This is a genomic window from Halomonas aestuarii, from assembly GCF_001886615.1.
GTDB classification, from domain to species: Bacteria; Pseudomonadota; Gammaproteobacteria; order Pseudomonadales; family Halomonadaceae; genus Halomonas; species Halomonas aestuarii.
In genome coordinates this window covers 329,948-347,873 of sequence record NZ_CP018139.1, presented here as the reverse complement: position 1 = coordinate 347,873, position 17,926 = coordinate 329,948, and the positions used below count along the sequence as shown (strand labels likewise).

12 protein-coding genes are annotated in these 17,926 nt (G+C 67.3%); 7 read left to right on the top strand and 5 right to left on the bottom strand.

Translation table 11 applies throughout. The annotated features are described in order from the left end of the window. Nucleotides 1-46: 46 nt before the first annotated feature. The 4 genes from BOX17_RS01530 to BOX17_RS01515 are packed head-to-tail and all read left to right on the top strand — an operon-like array spanning nt 47 to nt 4,559. Nucleotides 47-892 carry a TatD family hydrolase gene (locus BOX17_RS01530; protein WP_071941738.1) on the top strand — a complete coding sequence of 282 codons (846 nt, stop codon included), beginning with the start codon at nt 47-49 and terminating at the stop codon, nt 890-892. A gap of 33 nt (nt 893-925) precedes the next feature. Further along, nucleotides 926-1,504, top strand: a complete 579-nt coding sequence (locus BOX17_RS01525; protein ID WP_071941737.1) for a DUF1285 domain-containing protein — start codon at nt 926-928, stop codon at nt 1,502-1,504. Continuing rightward, complete coding sequence (locus tag BOX17_RS01520) at nt 1,495-3,732, top strand: ATP-dependent helicase (protein WP_071941736.1); 2,238 nt, start codon at nt 1,495-1,497, stop codon at nt 3,730-3,732. The genes BOX17_RS01525 and BOX17_RS01520 overlap by 10 nt, the downstream gene beginning before the upstream one ends. Beyond that, nucleotides 3,729-4,559 (top strand): sulfurtransferase, encoded by an 831-nt coding sequence (locus BOX17_RS01515; protein ID WP_071941735.1) that lies wholly within the window; start codon nt 3,729-3,731, stop codon nt 4,557-4,559. The genes BOX17_RS01520 and BOX17_RS01515 overlap by 4 nt, the downstream gene beginning before the upstream one ends. Before the next feature lie 69 nt (nt 4,560-4,628). On the opposite strand, the gene BOX17_RS01510 is transcribed toward BOX17_RS01515, so the two are convergent. Next, the gene (locus tag BOX17_RS01510; protein WP_071946545.1) at nt 4,629-6,272 is read right to left on the bottom strand and encodes an electron transfer flavoprotein-ubiquinone oxidoreductase; all 1,644 of its coding nucleotides are present in this window, start codon (nt 6,270-6,272) and stop codon (nt 4,629-4,631) included. 397 nt (nt 6,273-6,669) lie between these two features. Here BOX17_RS01510 and BOX17_RS01505 point away from each other — a divergent pair, with 397 nt between their 5' ends. The 3 genes from BOX17_RS01505 (at nt 6,670) to BOX17_RS01495 (ending at nt 9,161) form a co-directional block, all read left to right on the top strand. After that, nucleotides 6,670-7,422: an electron transfer flavoprotein subunit beta/FixA family protein gene (locus tag BOX17_RS01505; RefSeq protein ID WP_071941734.1), complete on the top strand. Its 753-nt coding sequence runs from the start codon at nt 6,670-6,672 to the stop codon at nt 7,420-7,422. Continuing rightward, a complete protein-coding gene (locus BOX17_RS01500) occupies nt 7,419-8,345 on the top strand; it encodes an electron transfer flavoprotein subunit alpha/FixB family protein (RefSeq protein WP_071941733.1) in 927 nt (308 codons plus the stop codon). The genes BOX17_RS01505 and BOX17_RS01500 overlap by 4 nt, the downstream gene beginning before the upstream one ends. 204 nt (nt 8,346-8,549) lie before the next feature. Continuing rightward, nucleotides 8,550-9,161 carry a superoxide dismutase gene (locus BOX17_RS01495; RefSeq protein WP_071941732.1) on the top strand — a complete coding sequence of 204 codons (612 nt, stop codon included), beginning with the start codon at nt 8,550-8,552 and terminating at the stop codon, nt 9,159-9,161. A gap of 687 nt (nt 9,162-9,848) precedes the next feature. Here the strand turns inward: BOX17_RS01495 and BOX17_RS01490 are convergent. From BOX17_RS01490 to BOX17_RS01475, 4 genes are read right to left on the bottom strand one after another with little or no spacing between them, the layout of a single operon-like run. Further along, nucleotides 9,849-10,814 carry a tetratricopeptide repeat protein gene (locus BOX17_RS01490; RefSeq protein WP_071941731.1) on the bottom strand — a complete coding sequence of 322 codons (966 nt, stop codon included), beginning with the start codon at nt 10,812-10,814 and terminating at the stop codon, nt 9,849-9,851. Further along, complete coding sequence (locus tag BOX17_RS01485) at nt 10,814-14,434, bottom strand: eCIS core domain-containing protein (RefSeq protein ID WP_071941730.1); 3,621 nt, start codon at nt 14,432-14,434, stop codon at nt 10,814-10,816. Before BOX17_RS01485 ends, BOX17_RS01490 begins: the two co-directional genes overlap by 1 nt. A gap of 2 nt (nt 14,435-14,436) precedes the next feature. Continuing rightward, nucleotides 14,437-16,332: an ATP-binding protein gene (locus tag BOX17_RS01480; protein ID WP_071941729.1), complete on the bottom strand. Its 1,896-nt coding sequence runs from the start codon at nt 16,330-16,332 to the stop codon at nt 14,437-14,439. 1 nt (nt 16,333) lies between these two features. After that, nucleotides 16,334-17,920: a hypothetical protein gene (locus BOX17_RS01475; RefSeq protein WP_071941728.1), complete on the bottom strand. Its 1,587-nt coding sequence runs from the start codon at nt 17,918-17,920 to the stop codon at nt 16,334-16,336. Nucleotides 17,921-17,926 lie beyond the last annotated feature (6 nt).

The following is a 17,926-nucleotide window of genomic DNA, read 5'->3' as shown; positions in this document are numbered from 1 at the left end:
CGGTCCGCTTCCCTGAATCCACTTTCCGACTTCGGTACCCCTCTGCATGTTCGTCGACTCCCACTGTCATCTCGACCGACTCGATCCCGGCACCCACGGCGGCGATCTCGCCGCCGCCCTCGAGGCGGCCCGCGCCCGTGACGTGCGCCAGTTCCTGGCCATCGCCGTGACCCTGGAGGACATGCCGACCCTGGCCGAGATCAGCCGCGCCCATGACGACGTGGCGATCAGCGCCGGGGTCCATCCCCTCCAGCGGCTGGAGGAGGAGCCGGACGTGGCGGCGATCACCGAGGCGGCCGAGCGCTTCGGCGCCGTGGCCATCGGCGAGTGCGGCCTGGACTATCACTATCTCGACAAGGCGCCGGACAAGGTGCCGTCTCGTGACGTGCAGCTGGAACGCTTCCGTCGCCAGCTGATCGCCGCCACCGAGCTGGAGCTGCCGGTCATCATCCACACCCGCGAGGCCCGCGAGGACACCCTGGCCCTGATCCGGGAGCACAGCGACCCGGCCGTGGGCGGAGTCCTGCACTGCTTCACCGAGGATCTCGACATGGCCCGGGAGGCGGTGCGGCACGGCTTCTACATCTCGCTGTCCGGCATCGTGACCTTCCGCAATGCCGAATCGCTGCGCGAGGTGGCGCGGCGGGTGCCCCTGGACCGGCTGCTGGTCGAGACCGACAGCCCCTACCTGGCCCCGGTGCCGCATCGCGGCAAGCCCAACGAGCCTGCCTGGGTGGTGGAAGTGGCCGAGTGCATCGCCGATGCCCGGGGCATCAGCGTCGAGGAGGTCGGCGCCCAGACCACCGCCAACTTCTATCGACTGTTCCGTGCGGCGGTCCCCGAGGCGTCGGCGAGCGTCCGCGAGGCCCTTTCCCGCTCCGGCCTGGTCTAGGCTCGGGAGAGGCAACCGACGGAGGCCGCCACCATGACCCTCGACCCCCTGCTGGCACAGATCGAGCCGGACGGCGAGATCCCCCCCGTGGATCGCTGGAATCCCGAGCGTCGTGGCGAGATGGACCTCACCATCGCCGCCGATGGGCGTTGGATCCATGAGGGCACGGCGATCGCTCGCCCGCGGCTGGTCCGCCTGCTGTCGACCATCCTGCGCCGCGAGCCCGATGGCGACTACTGGCTGGTGACGCCGGCCGAGATGCAGCGCATCCGCGTCGAGGATCGTCCCTTCCTGATCGTCGATGCCGAGCCCGATGCGTCGGGTGACTGGTGGCTCACCACCAACGTCGGCGACCGGGTCCGGCTCGACGAGGCGTGTCGACTCACCCTCAGCGGGACGCCGGCCGGGGAGACGGTGCCCGAGATGCCGGTCCGCTTCGGCCTGGCCGCCCGACTGGGGCGAAACGTCTACTACCGGCTGGTGGAGCAGGCCGAGACGCGCGAGGTCGGCGAGGGCATGCTCGAGCTGGGGCTGACCAGCCATGGCGCCTGGCAGCCCCTGGGGCGGCTGCACGAAGGCGAACGACCCGACGGCGAGTTCCCATGCGGCTGAACGCGTCTCCGATCCCCCCGCTGACGCCCGAGCAGCAGGCCGTGGTCGCCCATGACCGCGGGCACGCCAGGGTCGCGGCCGTGGCCGGAGCTGGCAAGACCACCACCATGGTGGCTCGGGTGCTGCACCTGCTGTCGAAGGGCGTCCCCCCGGGCCGGATCCTCGTGCTGATGTTCAACCGCTCGGCCCGCGAGGACTTCCAGGCCCGGCTCGCGGCCATGGCGCCGGCCGGGCAGCCGCTGCCCGACGTGCGCACCTTCCACGCGCTCGGCCATCGGCTCTCCGCCAGCCTGACCCGCTGGGGCGCGCTGCCCCCCCGCCAGCTGCTCACCGCCGACTGGCAGCTCGAGCGGCTGCTGCGTCAGGCGACGCTCGCCGCGCTGGCCGAGGAGCCCGAGGCCAGGGAATCGGCGCTGGACGCCGAGCGCCTCGAGGCGCTGGCCCACTTCTGCGGCCTGGTGAAGGCCGAGATGGCGGCCCCGGCCGAGCTCCACCGTCGGCTCGACTTCGGCGAGGGGACCGATCACTTCGTGGCGGCCTTCGAGCATGCCGAGCGGTTGCTGGCCGAGCAGGGGCTGATGACCTTCGCCGATCTGCTCTATCGCCCGCTGCGGGTCCTGGAGGAGGATGCCTCGCTGCGCCGCCGGGTGCAGGGCTTCCTCGACCACGTGGTCATCGACGAGTACCAGGACATCAATACCGCCCAGCAGCGCCTCCTGGCGCTGCTCGCCGGCCGGGAGGCCGAGGTGATGGCCGTGGGCGATGCCAACCAGTGCATCTACGAGTGGCGCGGCGCCCATCCCGACACCATGCTGGAGAACTTCACCGCCACCTTCGGCGAGGCCCGCGACTACCCGCTCTCCACCACCTTCCGCCACGGCCATGCCCTGGCGCTGACCGCCAACCATGCCATCGACGCCAACAGGCGGCGCCCCGACCAGCTCTGCCTGGCGGCCCCCGGCAATCCCCGGACCGGACTGGCGGTGGGGCAGGGCAGCCGGGCCCTGCTCGGGGAGCTCGATGCCTGGCGTCGCCTGAGCCGCGGCCTGGACGAGGCCTGCCTGCTGGTGCGCAGCTGGGCGCTCTCGGTGCCGCTGCAGCTGGCGCTGCTGCGCGAGGGCATCCCCTTTCGACTGGCCCGGGAGGACCGCTTCGTCTTCCGCCTGCCGCTGGTTGAGGCCCTGGCCGGCTACCTGAGGCTGGCCCTGGAGCCCTGGCGGCTGCAGGATCCGGGGCATCTGACCCTGCTGCTGGCCCATCCCACCGCCTTCGTGGCCAGGGAACGGATCGCCGCCCTGGCCACCCGTCTGGCCGAGACCCAGCGTTGGCCCGAACGTCATGATCCCCTGCTGGAAGGGCTCAAGCCCCACCAGCGGCGCACCCTCAAGCGCCGCTGGTCGCTGCTCTGCGAGCTGCCCCGCCTGGCCGCCTGGCCGCCGGCCCGACTGCTCGAGCACGTGCTCGAGGCGGTGGAGGCCGAGAAGGTCCTGAAGCGGGCGGCGGCCCGGCGCGACAAGGGCGAGGAGGACGTACGGCTGCTCGACGTGCTGGTCGAGCAGGCGGGGGAGCTGGGCGACGACACCGCCGGCTTCATCGAGCTGCTGTGCCGGCCGGTCGAGAACCGCCAGGACGGCGTGCTGATCACCACCGTGCACGGGGCCAAGGGGCTCGAATGGCCGCTGGTGCTGCTGGCCGGCACCAACGAGGAGGACTTTCCCCACTATACTCGCGATAACCCGCTGAGCCCGGCACGTCTCGAGGAGGAGCGACGGCTCTTCTACGTGGCCATCACCCGGGCCCGGGAGCGCCTGGTGCTGCTCCATGACGGTGGTGACCACCGTCCCAGCCGCTTCATCGGAGAGTCCGCCTGGGAGGATGGCCTGCGCGTGGCGCGACGCCTGGCCGAGGCGGAGGGCGCCGAGCGCGAGGCGCCGCTGGAGGTGGCCGACCCCGAACTGGTCGGGCGCTACCTGGCGTCGCTGGGCCAGTCGCTGCCGCTGGCGAAGGCCAGGCCAGCGGCGGCCGAGTCGGGGGTCGGAGCGCTCGAGCCGGGGCACTTCCGGGTGGGTCAGGTCCTGCGTCATGCGGTGTTCGGCGAGGGCCGGATCCATGGCGTGGAGGGAGATCCGGACAACCCGGTGATCGAGGTACGCTTCCGCACGGCGGGCCGGCGCCGCCTGATCGCCTGCCGCGCCCCCATCGAACTGCTGGACGGAGTCGACGCATGACACAGCCACTGATCTCGGCCGCCGCCCTGGCCGATGCCCTCGAGGGCGCTCATCCGCCCCGCCTGCTGGATTGCCGCGCCCGCCTGGGCGAACCCGATGCCGGTCGCGGGCTGTGGTGGGGTGCGCACCTGCCGGGCAGCTACCACTTCGACCTCGACCGCGACCTGGCAGGCCCTCCCGGGGCGGGGGGGCGGCATCCGCTGCCGACTCCCGAGGCCTTCACCGCGGTGCTGCAGCGGCTCGGCATCACGCCCGAGCAGCCCGTGGTGGTCTATGACGACATGGGGGGCCAGCTGGCGGCGGCGCGGGCCTGGTGGATGCTCGACTGCTGGGCCGGGCATCCCGACGTGCGCCTGCTCGACGGCGGGCTCAAGGCCTGGCTGGCGGCGGGGGGCGAGCTCTATGAGGACGGCGACCCGGAACTGCTCCCGCCGTCGTCGGACTGGCAGCCGGCGTATCGCGACGCGGCCTGGGTCGGGGTCGATGAGGTCGCCGCCTCGGGGGCGATGCTGCTCGATGCCCGCAGCCGCGAGCGGTTCCGGGGCGAGGCCGAGCCCGTGGACCCGGTGGCCGGCCACATTCCCGGCGCGGTCTGCCGCCCCAGCGCCGACAACCTCGGGGAGGGGGGCCACTTCAAGAGCGCCAGGGTACTGGCCAGCGAACTGCCCGAGGCCGATTCGATGATCGCCTACTGCGGCTCGGGGGTCACCGCCTGCCACAACGTCCTGGCCTGCGCCATCGCCGGCCGACCCCTGCCCAGGCTCTTCGTCGGCTCCTGGAGCGAATGGATCCGGGAGCCTTCACGGCCCGTCGCCACCGGCGACTGACAGGGCGCACCGACAGGACGCGAAGAGGCCCCGCCATGGCGGGGCCTCTTCGTGGGGTGCTGTCGGGCGTCACATGTTCGGATAGTTGGGGCCGCCGCCGCCTTCAGGCGCCACCCAGGTGATGTTCTGGGCCGGATCCTTGATGTCGCAGGTCTTGCAGTGCACGCAGTTCTGGAAGTTGATCTGGAACCTCGGCGTGCCATCGTCTCCCTCGACCACCTCGTAGACCCCGGCCGGGCAATAGCGGGTGGCCGGCTCGGCATACTCGGGCAGGTTGTCGCGGATCGGCAGCTCGGGGTCCGCCAGGCTCAGGTGGCAGGGCTGGTCCTCCTCATGGTTGGTGTTGGACAGGAACACCGAGGAGGGCTTGTCGAAGGAGAGCTTGCCGTCCGGTTTGGGGTAGTCGATCTTCTCGCACTCGGCCGCCTTCTTCAGGGTGGCGTGGTCCGGCGTGGTGTCGTGGACGTTGGGCAGCTTGCCGCCGAGCAGCTGGTCGAGGAAGTTGTAGGCGCCGCCCCCGACGGTGCCGTACTTGTGGATCGCCGGGCCGAAGCTCGCGCTCTCCTTCAGCTCCTGATAGGCCCAGCTCGCCTCCCACCGGTCGGTGAAGGCGGTCAGCTCGTTGCCGCCCTCATCGCCCTGAGCGAGGGCCTCGAAGACCGCCTCGGCCGCCACCAGGCCGGATTTCATGGCGGTGTGCAGGCCCTTGATCTTGGCGAAGTTCAGGGTGCCGGCGTCGCAGCCGATCAAAAGGCCGCCGGGGAAGGTCATCTTCGGCAGGCAGTTGAGTCCGCCCTTGGCGATGGCCCTGGCGCCGTAGGCCACGCGCTTGCCGCCCTCCAGGTGCTGCTTGAGCACCGGGTGGTGCTTCATGCGCTGGAACTCGTCGAAGGGCGACAGCCAGGGGTTCTCGTAGGAGAGGTCCATGATCAGGCCGACCACCACCTGGGCGTTCTCGGCGTGGTAGAGGAACCAGCCGCCGTGGGTGTGCCTGTCCAGCGGCCAGCCGGAGCCGTGCAGGACCAGCCCCGGCTCGTGCTGCTCGGCGGGGATGTCCCACAGCTCCTTCAGGCCGATGCCGTAGTGCTGCGGGTCCTTGCCCGCGTCGAGCTGGAAGTCGCGGATCAGTCGCTTGCCGAGGTGGCCGCGGGCGCCCTCGGCGAACAGGGTGTACTTGGCGCGCAGCTCCATGCCCGGCATGTGGCCGTCCTTGGGCTGGCCATCCGCGCCCACGCCCATGTCGCCGATCAGGATGCCGCGCACGGTGCCGTCCTCGTCCTGGATTACCTCCTGGGCGGCGAAGCCGGGGAAGATCTCCACGCCCAGCGCCTCCGCCTGCTCGCCTAGCCAGCGGCAGAGGTTGCCGGCACTGATCACGTAGCGGGTCTGGTCGCCGCCGGTGTTGTGCATGGTCTTCGGGACCAGGGCATTGGGGAGCTTCTGGGCCTTCTCGGCATCCTTGAGCAGGTAGAGCTCGTCGCGGGTCGCGGGGGTGGTCAGCGGCGCGCCCCGCTCCTCCCAGTCGGGGAACAGCTCCTGGAGGGCGCGGGGCTCGAAGACGGCCCCCGAGAGGATGTGGGCGCCCACCTCGGAGCCCTTCTCCACCACGCACACCGTCAGCTCCTGCCCGGCCTCGTTGGCCTGCTGCATCAGGCGAGCAGCCGCCGAGAGGCCCGAGGGGCCGGCACCGACGATGACCACATCGAAGTCCATGGAATCGCGTTCGACTTGTTCTTCCACCTGCTCTCTCCTTGCTGTCCCCGAGGACGCGGCCACCGGATGCGACCAACGTCGAAAGGATTTAAAACGGTCGTTTGCTTCTAGGCATGCCTCATGATAGGCATAATAGCGGCAAAGGGTCACCCCCTGCGATGGTGCAGTGCGTCATGGCGCCCGGCTCGCGCCCCGGAACCCCGGGGATTGTTGATCTGGATCCGCCTGTGGCACATTGGGAACGTTTTTTGGTGCAGCGCCTATCAAACGCTTGCATGAATCGTATAAGGGTATGCCAGCCGGTTCCAAGGAGGCGTGTGTCCACCCGCCACCATCTCGGGTGACGAGGACGCTTCTCCAACCATCAGGTTCCCAGAGTGAACCAAGCGAGGACACTATGAAGGTACTCGTCGCGGTCAAACGCGTCATCGACTACAACGTCAAGATCCGGGTCAAGCCGGACAACTCCGACGTCGACCTCACCAACGTCAAGATGTCCATGAACCCCTTCTGCGAGATCGCCGTGGAAGAGGCCGTTCGCCTGAAGGAGAAGGGCGTGGCCAGCGAGATCGTCGTGGTCACCGTGGGCCCCAAGGCCGCCCAGGAGCAGTTGCGCACCGCCCTGGCGCTGGGCGCCGATCGCGCCGTGCACGTCGAGACCGATGAGCGCGTCGAGTCGCTGGGAGCGGCCAAGGTGCTGGCCAAGGTGGTCGAGGAGGAGCAGCCGGGCCTGGTGATCCTCGGCAAGCAGGCCATCGACACCGACAACAACCAGACCGGCCAGATGCTTGCCGCGCTGAGCGGCCTGCCCCAGGGCACCTTCGCCTCCGAGCTGGCCGTCCAGGACGACAAGCTGCAGGTGACCCGCGAGATCGACGGCGGCCTGCAGACCGTCGAGCTGACCCTGCCGGCCATCGTCACCACCGACCTGCGCCTGAACGAGCCGCGCTACGCCAAGCTGCCTGACATCATGAAGGCCAAGAAGAAGCCGATGGACGTCAAGACCCCGGCGGAGCTGGGCGTCGAGGTGGCCTCGAAGGTCAAGCTGCTCAAGGTCGAGCCGCCGGCCGAGCGCCAGGGCGGCGTAAAGGTGGGCTCCGTGGACGAGCTGGTCGACAAGCTGAAGAACGAAGCGAAGGTGATCTCATGAGTATCCTGGTCCTTGCCGAACATCACGACGGTGCGCTCGCCGGCGCAACCGCCCACGTCGTCGCCGCGGCCCAGCAGATCGGTGGTGACATCGATGTCCTGGTGGCGGGCGAGAACGTCGGCGCCATCGCCGAGGCGGCCGCCAAGCTCGACGGCGTGAGCAAGGTGCGCGTGGCCGACCACGCCACCTATGCCCACCAGCTGGCCGAGCCCATGGGGGCGCTGCTGGCCGAGCTGGCCGACGACTACAGCCACCTGCTGGCGGTGGCCTCCACCACCGGCAAGAACGTGCTGCCCCGCGTCGCCGCCCTGAAGGACGTGTCGCAGATCTCCGAGATCATCGCGGTCGACAGCGCCGATACCTTCAAGCGCCCGATCTACGCCGGCAACGCCATTGCCACCGTGCAGAGCGAGGACGTCCTCAAGGTGATCACCGTGCGCTCGACCGGCTTCGATGCGGTCGGCGAGGGCGGCAGCGCCCCGATCGAGGCGGTGGACACCGTGGTCGACAATGCCCAGTCCACCTTCGTCAAGGAGGAGCTGGCCCAGAGCGATCGTCCCGAGCTGGGCGCCGCCAAGGTGGTCATCTCCGGCGGCCGCGGCATGGGCAACGGCGACAACTTCAAGCTCCTCGACGGCATCGCCGACAAGCTGGGCGCCGCCATCGGCGCCTCCCGCGCCGCCGTGGATGCCGGCTTCGTGCCCAACGACATGCAGGTCGGCCAGACTGGCAAGATCGTCGCCCCGGACCTCTACATCGCCGTAGGCATCTCGGGTGCCATCCAGCACCTGGCCGGCATGAAGGACTCCAAGGTGATCGTCGCCATCAACAAGGACGAGGAGGCCCCGATCTTCCAGGTGGCCGATTACGGGCTGGTGGCGGATCTCTTCGAGGCCCTGCCGGAGCTCGAACAGAAGCTGTAGCGCCTGCCTGCGTGAGTCGCGGCACGCCCCACTCAAGGCCGACCCCAGGCGGGTCGGCCTTGTCGTATCCAGGAGAAAAACCTTGATTAACTGCAGCTATACAAGGGATAACGAGAACTGTTAGCAACAAGCAGGCTTCTCTGCCATCCTTGTGGGTGAACCGGGGCGCAGAGCCCCAACGGACAACCGAAAGGAGGATCCATCATGGCGCATACCCTTCCTGAACTGGCTTATGCTTACGATGCCCTGGAACCGCACATCGATGCATTGACCATGGAGATCCACCACTCCCGTCACCACCAGACCTACGTCAACAACCTCAATGCCGCCCTCGAGGGCACCGGCCTGGAGGACGTGCACGTCGAGGAGCTGATCGCGAACCTCGATCGTGTCCCCGACGGCAAGCGTCAGGCGGTGATCAACAACGGCGGCGGACACGCCAACCACTCCATGTTCTGGCAGATGATGTCGCCCAATGGCGGTGGCCAGCCCCACGGGAAGGTGGCAGAGGCCATCGACAGCGAGTTGGGCGGCTTCGATGCCTTCAAGGACGCCTTCATCAAGGCGGCCTTGGGGCGTTTCGGAAGCGGGTGGGCCTGGCTCAGCGTCACGCCCGACGGAAAGCTCAAGGTCGAGAACACCCTCAACCAGGACAGCCCGATCATGGAGGGCAGGTCGCCGGTGCTGGGGCTGGATGTCTGGGAACATGCCTACTACCTGAAGTACCAGAACAAGCGTCCGGACTACGTGTCCGCCTTCTTCAACGTCATCGACTGGGAAGACGTCGAGCGTCGCTATCAGAATGCGACTCGCTGACACCGCCTGGTAGAACCGCATCGGAGCCGCGCCCGGGGAGGGCGCGGCTTCTTTGCGTCGGGTCGATGCCCCAGCATCCCGGTGAGGATCGCCATGCCGCGTCGGCTGCAAGCCGGAGAGGGCGGGGTGTGCGAGGCGGGGTCATGGCGGCGTGTGGGGCAGGCTGCTCCCCGAGACACGGGGTGCGTTGCCGGTGCCGCCAGTTGTCCGTGTGTCACCGTGGAGGTGGAGCATGCCGGTGGGCGTGAATCCATTTCACATGGATTCGTACTGCAGTCTGACCAGACTCCGTGAGTTCCACCGCTTGGAAAGCTGCACCACTTACATGACGAGTCACTCTCTTGAGTGCTCCTGAAAGCGGAAACTTCCTCCGCGGCATCCCTCGGTGAGCCGAGTCGACCACAGCCGTTTCGCCGATCAGTGGACTCACCGGCTCCACCGGCCTACCGCTGATGCCGTTGACGGAAAAATCCTTGGGAAACCGGAATTTTACCTTGAGGCACGAGTTCCTCGTATGGAACCGCTTGGTACGCCTCTTCGCGGCTTCCTGCCGGATACTATTGGACACGCAGTTGCTTAGTTGTTCCAGCCGTCATCGAGCCTGAAGGCTTTTCACACCGCAGCAGTGCTCATGGAAAACTCTAGCTCCTGCCCGTCTACCTTGCAAAGGCGATGTCAAGCGACACGTCAGTGCACTTGTTGCAGCATCTGCCGTGCCTTCCTGGCGTAGGCATCGGCTCCCTGTGCCAGGGTCGCCAGTATCGCCTGGCTCTCGTCGAATGACCGGCCCTGTTGCTTGCTGAGCGCCAGGTAGAAGCGGTATCGGCTACTGTCCCGGTGCGCGTCCTGCACCTGGTCGAGCAGCTGCTGGGCCTGCTCGGTCTCGTGCCGGGACAGGTGCAGGACCGCCAGTTCGATCCTTGCGTCATCATCCCCCGGGACCTGGTCCACGATCTGCTTGAGGTACGCCATGGCCTGCTCCTGGTGGCCGAGGCTCAGTTCCGTCAGCGCCAGGTGGCGCAGGGCATTGGCATCGGCGGGGTTCAGGTGCAGGGCGTTATGCAGGGCCTGGCGGGCATCGCCGAAGTTGTTACTTAGGAAGCAGGTGATGCCGTACTGTGCCCAGGCTTCGGCATTGCGATCGTCCAGCGACAGGGCGGTCTGGTAACTGCGCAGGGCTTCCTGGTAGCGCTTTTGCGCCGCCTGGGCGATGCCGAGGCGAACGTGAAGCGGGCTGCTCTGCGGCTGCAGGCCGATGGCCCGTTGCGCGGCGTACTCGCCGTTGGTGAAATCCCCCAGCAGCACCTTGAAGCGGGCCAGGGCGTCCCAGGCGATGGGATTATGCGGATCTTCCGCCACCGCCTGTTCGATATGGTGCATGCCATCTTGCACCTGCTGAAGCGCGATCAGCACCTGTCCGAGGTTGCAGTGCGCCATGGAGGAGTGGGGATCCAGGGCGATGGCGCTGCGCAGGTGCAGCAGCGCCGGCTGCCACTGTTGCCGCTGGCTGAGCAGGAAGCCCAGGTTGTTATGGGCGCTGGCGCTGTCCGGGTCGAGCTCCAGCGCGGCCCGATAGGCCTGGGCGGCGGTGTCGAGGTCGCCCTGGTCGTGGGCCTTGAGTCCCTGTTTCAGTAAATCGGCAACGCGTTTCATCAGGCAATCCTCCCGATCAGGCCCCGCAGTAACTGGTTGGTGTCGATATCCGGCACGTCGAACTGCACGTCGTCCAGCGAGATGTCGAAGGGCTCGCCCTCATGGTAATGCACCGGCAGGCGTATGCCGAAGCGGTAACCGGAGCCGAAGGAGTAGGACGCGAACTGCCAGCGCTCGTCGTAGACGCTGAAGCCCAGGGCGCGGACGCTGATGTAACCGCCGATGTCGAAGGTGAAACTGGGCTGGGCGTGGACCGACAGGTTGGCACTGAGGTCCAGGCCCTCGGAGGGCGTCCAGTCGATATGGACGCCGGCCTCGGCCATGCCTTCGATCCCTAGGGTGCCGCCGATGTCCAGTCCACCGGTGGCGCTGGCCCCGGTGATGCCGAGCCCGATGCCGGCCCTTACCGACAGCCTCAACCCGGCATCTGCCGGCACGTTCAGGTGCGCATCACCGGTGACCCGGGTGTCTTCCTCGTGGGCCGGGTTGTAGGTGATGCCGATGCGCATCTCATCGATCACCCCGGGGCCAATGCCGGCGACCGCCCCGAGCCCGCCGCCCACCTCGGCGACGATGCCGGGCACGATCGGCACCTGCACGGCGATGCTGAAGATCGACTTGTTGATCTCGCGTCGCGCGAAGATCTCCACCTCGTTGGGGATGCCGATCTCGCCAGAGACCGTCACTTCGCCGTTGGGGTCGAAGCGGATCCCGGCGGTGCCCTGCAGCCAGGGCGCGATCTGGATGGTGGCGGAACCGGCGCCGTAGATATTCAGCGCCCCCTCCGGCAACGGGTCGCCGCTTGGACGGCCGTCCTCGCCCACGGCGCGGTTGGTGGCGCCGACGGTCACACGACCGGACAGCATGCCGCGCTGGTAGGCCCCGCTGAACTCGGCGGTGAAGGCGCCGTCGTCGTAGCCGACGGTGAGCTGGGAGTCGATCCCGGGAATGGCCGGCTGGGCCGTGCCGTTGGCGCTGACTCTCCAGTCGTCCCCGCGCTTGTTGACGGTCACCTCGATGGCGCCGGAGCGGATGGCCGGATTGGCGGTGAGCTGCAGGTTGCCGCCGATGGTGAGGCCTTCCTCCTCGGCATAGGCCACGGTCAGGCCGGCCTGCTGGACGCCGGGAATGTCGGGTTGTACGTCGCCCTCGGCCGAGAAGTCACCCTCGTTGTATTCGGCGGTAATGTTGGCGGAGCGAATGCCCCTGATCTTGTCGGCTCGGTCGATGCCGATGGTGCCTCTGGCACCTAACTGATCATCTCGATACCACAGGTCTATACTGGCGCGGTCGAACAGCTCGCTGTCGAAATCGAACCCCCCTTCGAGGGCAAAACCATCCCGGGTGGATGCCGAGGCACCCAGATAGCCTTCCCCCATACGGTCTATGCTGAAGTCGGCTCGGCCTTCGATTCCTAGCCCGCGGGAGGTGCTGTAAGACACGGTCAGGTCGCAGCTTTCGACGCTGAAGGGAGAGGGGATGTCGAGTTCTTCCAGTGAGAAAGTCTTGAAGATACGGGCATCATCGCCGCTGATGCTGATCCGTATATCGGCCTGGCTGATCAGTGGCACAGTAGGCAGCACCCGACCCTCGGCATGAATGCCGGCAGACGAGAGAGTAACGGAATCCAGTTCGATGGGGCTCATCCCGGGTAGGCGCAAGCTGTTTCGAATGGCAGTGGTGTAGCTCGATGACTCTATGTAGCCGGCGTTCATGCCCGGTATGCGTTTTACGGACCAGCTTTGATTCGGATAATCGGGGGATGTGGCGATCCCGCCGGCTCTGCGCCTGGCACTGGAGGCTTTAAAAGCGCTGACCACCATAGTACCCAGCTCGTTGCTGCTGGCATCGTCGTTGGGCGTCCAGCTCACCAGATCCACTCGCGGAATCCAGTTGCGACGTGGCCGGTTGATGCCCGGCAGCGGCTCGCCACCTTGTTCCGATGCGTAAACCCGTGGAGGGCCACCGGCGCCCACCTGCTCACGCTCTTCTCGTGTCATCGGTCTTAACAATTCGGTATGGTTGCCATCCTTGATGGCCTGAACGCCCCAGAAACGGTCGCCGTTTCCGGAGCCATCGTGGCCCAGCGTCCAGCCCAATGAAGCGAAACTGACTTGATAGCTGTTTTTTACGCGGCTCCATCGGCGTGAAGAGGGAATTGGAGCATTGGGGTTCTCCTCTTTGAGTGCATCCAAACCACCCTTGATGGAGTCGCGAATTTCACCGGCGATGGCTCGGCCTGCGCCCATATTGGCGTCACCTTCGAGCAACTCGTAATTGCCTACACCATCGTCTCCGTTCAACTGCATTTCCCTGATATGGTCTACTTGGAAGTTCGTGCCACGTCCCTCGGCGTCCCATATCGGGATTTCCAGGCGTTGCAGCAGATTTTCCTGTGTCCCGAACAGCATGAATCTGCGGTTCTCACTGTGGATGAAGAAGAAGAGGTCACTGCCGGATTCAGGGTCATCCTCAACCGCATTCTGATTACGAGCCGTGGTGGCTAGGCTGACGAAATTAGAAGTGACTGAACTGTGCACAGCCGTGCGGAACTGGCTGGTTTGGGTGGTACGAGGCCGGCGTCCCTGACGGACCGGAAGCGGTACGGGAAACAGGACGCTGTTGCGTTGCTTAAGGGCAGGAAGATTCAGTTTGGGCAGGCTCAGTGTACGGCTGCCGCTACGGGTGTTGATGGAGGTTCCGGAATAATCTCCGGAACTGACGGAATATTGGTCGTCAGTGTTTTCGGTAGTGTTTCGATAGATCTTGCGCGCCACATGGCGCCCCTGCTGGACCACATGGGTCAACTCATGGGCCAGCAGTTCGCGGCCGGTGTCGGTCTCCGGAGTGAACTCGCCCGGGGCGAAGTAGATGTCGCTGCCGATGGTGAAGGCACGGGCATTCAATTCCTTGCAGAGCTCGGCGGCCTCGTTGTCGGCATGGATGACGACATGGGAGAAGTCCTTGCCGAACTGCTGTTCCATGTCCCGTAGCACCGCATCCGGCAGCGGATTGCCATTGCCCCGGCTGTTCTGGATTCTCTGCTCGACCATCGCCGCGGAGGTGTCCTGCCGCTCCTCGCCGGCCGCTGTGGCGGTCGGGGCTTCTTCCTCTTCGCTTCCCTTGCGCCAGAGCCTGGTCTGGGCTTCCTCCTCTTCTGGCTGGCGCAACAGTTGGGTCTGCGCCGTTTCCTCTTCCTCCTCTGGCTGGCGCATCAGCTTGGGTTGGGCCGCTTCCTCTTCTTCCTGGCGGCGAACCCTGCCCAGCGACTTGGTCTGTGCCTCTTCCTCCTCTTCTTCGGTCTGCGCCTGACGCCTGACCTTGGGCATCATGGCCTCTTCTTCCTCTTCCTCTGCGTCTGCTTGGCGCGCGATGCTGCGGGCGACGACACGCTGGGCGGAGGCGATCGGCGGCGTTTCCTCGTCGGGGGCCGGGCGGACGCGGCGCTTCACGTCCGCCGCCACGGCGTCGGCTTCCTTCTCCTCGGCGTCCTGGGGGTCGCTGACCTGGAGCTTGCGCTGCAGGTAGGCCGGCTTGCAGACCTTGCGTCGGGCCTTAGTCGGCCCCTGGGGCTTGTGCTGGGCCGCCGGCTTGGGTTTGTGAATCTGCTTGCTGTCCATGATCAACCCTTCAGGTTGTCCAGCGCCGAGGGCATGCTGCGGCCGAGCTTCTGGTATTCCCGTGCTATCGCCTGCACCAGGTGCCGGGGTTCGATGGGGTCGTTGGTCGACTGGGTGCCGGCGGCGGTCAGTACTGCATTGCGAATCTGTCCGCCGGTCAGGTCGCAGTGGCTCGCCAGGCTGCGCACGACGTCGCCCTCCGGCGCCCGCTCCCCGAGGTGGCTGTGCCAAAGGCGCAGACGCTCGGCAAAGCCCGGCAGGGGAAAGTCGATGAGGATCTCGATGCGACGGTTGAAGGCGTTGTCGATGCGTTCCCGGCTGTTGGTGGTGAGGATCACGATGCCGGGATGGTTCTCGATGCGGGCCAGCAGATAGTTCGTGAGGTTGTTGGCGTAGCGTTCGCCGGTCTGCTTGGCGTCGGTGCGGCTGCCGAACAGCGAATCGGCCTCGTCGAACAGCAGGATGACATCGCTGGCCGCGGCCTGGTCCAGGAGCAGCCCCAGGTTCTTCTCCGACTCCCCGATGTACTTGTTCATCACGGCGCCGAGGTCGACGCGGTAGAGCGGGGCGCCGAGCCGGTTGGCCAGATAGCTGGCGGCCAGGGTCTTGCCGGTACCGCTTTCTCCGACGAAGAGCGCCCGGAGCCCGCTGTTCCGGCTCGCCTGCAGGGTACTGCCCAGATGGCGCCAGAGTGACTCGCGCTGCTGCGCCCGGGCGATCATGTCCTCGAGGCACTGCTCGATCAGCGGTGGAAAGACGACTGCATCCCGGGTGAGATAGCACACTACCGGCTGTGCCAGCAGCCGCAGCTTTTCCGCGCCATGATCCTGGCGCGCCCGCCGGACATGGTCCGCGCCGACCGGCTCGCCACGTTGCTCGGCATGGCGGCGAGCGCTGTGCGCCAGCTGGACGATGGTGGGGCCGCTGAGCAGGACGCTGCCGCTGAGCTCTCGCGCCAGCGTTTCCTGCCCCAGGGCCCGTTGCCAGAGCTCGAAGCGCTGTTGCTGGTCCGGCAGGCCCATCGGGTGTTCCAGGCAGGCATCGCCGGCGACGGCACCGTCCGCGTTCAGGATGATGATGGCCGGATGGGGATGCGCCGGCAGCTTCAGCGCCTCGCCGGCGCTCAGTTCCACCTCGATCACCGGCAGCCACCTGGCGTAGCGGCAGGCGAGCAGGAAGGACGCTTGCTCCCGCCAGAGCGACAGCGGCGTGGACAGCGGCTCCATGCCCAGGAGCTCGGCAAGTGCCCGGGCCATCGCGTGCCGCCCGCTGTTGGGGTGGCCGCGAAGGATCAGGTGTCGCAGCTGCCCGTCCATCAGCGGCTGTGCCAGTGTCGGCAGGGCCTGGCGGGTGTCCTTCGGCAACAGGCCGCGGTCTCCGCCGGCGATCGGCCGGGTGCCGGGCCAGGGGTGATCACGGTCGTTCAGCACCGACCAGAAGGGCGTCTGGATGCGCAGGGTCTGCAACGGCAGGGGACCCTCTCCCTCGAGTTCCAGCAGCGACCTCGTCAGCAGTGGGCTGTTGATCAGGTCCAGCGCGTTCCAGGGGGACCCTTGCGGGAACAGGCTGTTGATCAGTTCCAGTGCCAGGTGCACGCTGACCGCACCAGACGTGTCGGGATGTTGCAGTGCCTGAAGGGCGAAGATGATCTGCGGCCGGGTCTCCGCCAGTCCCACCAGGATCAGCACGAAGGCCTCTTCCCGGCCGAGGCTCAACTCGTCGATGCAGTCGGCCAGGCGGCTACCCGGCAGCGGCCAGCGCTCGCGGATGGCACGGTCGGCCGTGTCCCAGTCATCGTCCCGTTCCTGACGGCAGTAATGGGCAATACCCGTGTCGACCCACTGCAGCAGGGTGGACAGGCTGGAGTCCGGCATGGACAGCAGGGCCAGGTCCGTCATCTCAGGTTCCTCCCTGTGTGGGCTGCTCGAAGTGGAACTGCACGACTCGGCCCAGCCACGGCAGCCAGCCCGGATTCAGGTCCAGCCCCGCCAGGCGCACCTCGATCCGCGCATGGGACAAGGCCGTGTGCATATCGAGATGGCTGGCGCTGAAGCGGATACGGGCGGGCAGCCTCAGCAACGATGCCTGCCAGAGGCCGGAGGCGCCGTACCACTGCCGTGCCAGCGCTTCGATGCGTTCGCGTTCGGGCAACGGCGGCAGGGCGTCGAGGTCGCGGGCATCCTCCAGTCCCATCTGGGTGGCCAGGAAAGGCACCAGCGGGTCGCGTTCATCCAGCGCCAGCAGCTGTGCGACCCGATAGAGCCATAGCCAGCCGCTGGGGAGGGCGTCGCGGTAATCGCCCATGATGGAGGGCAACGGCGGGCGGTTGAGGAAGTTCAGCAGATAGAGCGCGCCACCCTGCTCGGTCTGGAACTCCGGCGCCGGCGGGGAAGGGGCGTCGGTGTCGTTGCTGGTGCGAATCGCTATCCGGCTCAGCGGGTGAGATGGCCGCGATTCGCCAGGCGTTCCGGTGCCCGCCTGGCCCGACTCCCGATCACGGTCCGCCGGCCGCAGTCCCCCGGACGGTCGTCCAGGGGGTACGGGGTGGTGCTCATGTGGCGAAGGGGCGGTCGGTTCGACCGTCTCGTCGTCCCCGGATGACGCCTGCGACGGTGGGGACCGCAGCGGCTCGGTGTCCGCCCGAGGATGCGCTGAAGCGCTGATGAACTCCGGGGTTTCCGTCGTCGGGCGCGGGTTCCAGGCTGGCGGCGGGCGCCCGGTGGCGTGCCGGGCCGGTGATGTCACGAGCCCGGGCTCGCCGGTCAGTAGCTCGGTGACGGCGGACAGGGTCGCCGACGCCGACTGCATCAGCATCAGCGGGACGGTCTCCTGCGCGATCAGCAGGGCGGCCAGGCGGAAACGCGGACTGGCGGGGGGCATCGTCGCCAGGGCCGGTTGCCAGCGGTCCCTGATCCGTGGCGGCAGGTCCTGGGGCGTGCTGCCCGAACGCGGCGTCGATGCCCGGTCGGTGAGACGGTAACCATTGCGCCAGCACAGTTCCCGCATCAGTTGCTCGGCGTCCGGGTCGGCGAGTGCCCGCCAGACGCCGGCCAGCTGTCGCCGTGCATGCAGCGACTCCGCCAGTCCATTCAGCAGCGTCTGATGGTCCGCCAGTATCGAGCAGAGCGCCTGACTCGGGGGCAGTGACACCAGGCGTGACCAGCGTCGCCAGTACCAGTGCCGGGCCGCGACGCCCTCGGCCAGGTCGGCGAGCAGCGCTGCCAGCATCTCCAGCCGGTTGGCGAAGCGCATGACGTTGGCCGGGTCGGTACCGTGGCGAAGGCACTGGCGGACCCGGTCCTGCACCGCCGGACCGATGCGATCGGCGCTGTCCGCCACATGGATCTGTCGCACGAAGACGATCTCGTCCCCGCCGGCATCCGGCCAGTCGGCCTGCTGCAGGATCCGGCTTACCCGGTCCTGCACGCTGGCCGGTCCGCGGATGCGGAGGGTGCCGATGGTGGTGTCGCGGCCCGGGGTCGGCATGAGAGG

What these genes read in the sequence shown, in the direction of transcription:
- BOX17_RS01515 (WP_071941735.1), top strand. Translation starts at nt 3,729, where the DNA reads ATGACACAGCCACTGATCTCGGCCGCCGCCCTGGCCGATGCCCTCGAG.
- BOX17_RS01510 (WP_071946545.1), bottom strand. Translation starts at nt 6,272, where the DNA reads ATGGACTTCGATGTGGTCATCGTCGGTGCCGGCCCCTCGGGCCTCTCG.
- BOX17_RS01475 (WP_071941728.1), bottom strand. Translation starts at nt 17,920, where the DNA reads ATGCCGACCCCGGGCCGCGACACCACCATCGGCACCCTCCGCATCCGC.
- BOX17_RS01500 (WP_071941733.1), top strand. Translation starts at nt 7,419, where the DNA reads ATGAGTATCCTGGTCCTTGCCGAACATCACGACGGTGCGCTCGCCGGC.
- BOX17_RS01520 (WP_071941736.1), top strand. Translation starts at nt 1,495, where the DNA reads ATGCGGCTGAACGCGTCTCCGATCCCCCCGCTGACGCCCGAGCAGCAG.
- BOX17_RS01505 (WP_071941734.1), top strand. Translation starts at nt 6,670, where the DNA reads ATGAAGGTACTCGTCGCGGTCAAACGCGTCATCGACTACAACGTCAAG.
- BOX17_RS01485 (WP_071941730.1), bottom strand. Translation starts at nt 14,434, where the DNA reads ATGGACAGCAAGCAGATTCACAAACCCAAGCCGGCGGCCCAGCACAAG.
- BOX17_RS01480 (WP_071941729.1), bottom strand. Translation starts at nt 16,332, where the DNA reads ATGACGGACCTGGCCCTGCTGTCCATGCCGGACTCCAGCCTGTCCACC.
- BOX17_RS01495 (WP_071941732.1), top strand. Translation starts at nt 8,550, where the DNA reads ATGGCGCATACCCTTCCTGAACTGGCTTATGCTTACGATGCCCTGGAA.
- BOX17_RS01525 (WP_071941737.1), top strand. Translation starts at nt 926, where the DNA reads ATGACCCTCGACCCCCTGCTGGCACAGATCGAGCCGGACGGCGAGATC.
- BOX17_RS01490 (WP_071941731.1), bottom strand. Translation starts at nt 10,814, where the DNA reads ATGAAACGCGTTGCCGATTTACTGAAACAGGGACTCAAGGCCCACGAC.
- BOX17_RS01530 (WP_071941738.1), top strand. Translation starts at nt 47, where the DNA reads ATGTTCGTCGACTCCCACTGTCATCTCGACCGACTCGATCCCGGCACC.